The 1,023-nt window shown below is 64.9% G+C and carries 2 pseudogenes; both read right to left on the minus strand.

Features of this window, described 5'->3' with window-relative positions:
• Nucleotides 1–574, minus strand: a pseudogene (locus CSE6_RS25935) (electron transfer flavoprotein subunit alpha/FixB family protein); the annotation flags it as partial.
• A gap of 155 nt (nucleotides 575–729) precedes the next feature.
• Nucleotides 730–1,023: pseudogene (locus tag CSE6_RS25940) on the minus strand (electron transfer flavoprotein subunit beta/FixA family protein); the annotation flags it as partial.

The following is a 1,023-nucleotide window of genomic DNA, read 5'->3' on the forward strand; positions in this document are numbered from 1 at the left end:
GGTCGCTCTTGGTCACTTCGCGGCCCACAAAGGCGCTCTTGCCGCTGTCGGCCACGGCAGCCGCCGTTTCCACGGCCGCCGAGCCGCCAGTGGCAGCGGCTGCGTCAAAGCCGGTGGTACGCACGGTGATGACCTTGACGGCATCGGCGGACTGCACGGTGGCAATGGCGTTGCCCGCATAGATGGGGCGCTCGAAGGTGTCGGCGGAGTCGACCTTGGTGATGTCGCTGATCTGGGCCACGTCCAGCTTGGCGGCCACGCGGGGCGCCACGTTCTTGCCCGAGGCGGTCGAGGGGAACAGGATGTGGCTGTAGTTGCCGGCACCACTGCCCACAATCGCCAGCACCTGGGCGGCGACGTTCTCGGCCAGGCCGTCCTTGAGGCTGGCGCCGTCGGCATGGATGACCTTGGAGACACCGGCGATCTGGGCGGCAGCGGCTGCTGCAGCGGCTGCACCTTCGCCAACCACCAGCACATGCACATCACCGCCGCAAGCCTTGGCAGCCGTCACGGTGTTCAGGGTCGCAGTCTTGATCGAAGCGTTGTCGTGTTCTGCAATAACGAGAGAGGTCATTTCAGTCGTCTTTCTCTAGAATTTTTCATGGTGCCTGCATTACCCGCAGCCGGCCAATCTGGCGCGGCTCAAGCGCGGGACACCGAGGAAGGGCCGCCCCGCACCGAGGGTGTCGTCCCCCTGCGGGGGGATGACGCGAAGCGGCTCAGGGGGCCTTAGATGACCTTTGCTTCATTTTTCAGCTTGTCGACCAGAGCGGCCACATCGGCCACCTTGACGCCAGCGCCACGCTTGGCAGGCTCGGAGACCTTCACGGTCTTGAGGCGGGGCGTCACGTCCACGCCCAGGTCTTCGGGCTTGAAGGTGTCCAGCTGCTTTTTCTTGGCCTTCATGATGTTGGGCAAGGTGACGTAGCGGGGCTCGTTCAGGCGCAGATCGGTGGTGATGACGGCGGGCGTGGACAGGGCCACGGTTTCCAGGCCACCGTCCACTTCGCGGGTCACATTCAC

This window comes from Comamonas sp. E6 (genome assembly GCF_001010305.1).
GTDB classification, from domain to species: Bacteria; Pseudomonadota; Gammaproteobacteria; order Burkholderiales; family Burkholderiaceae_C; genus Comamonas; species Comamonas thiooxydans.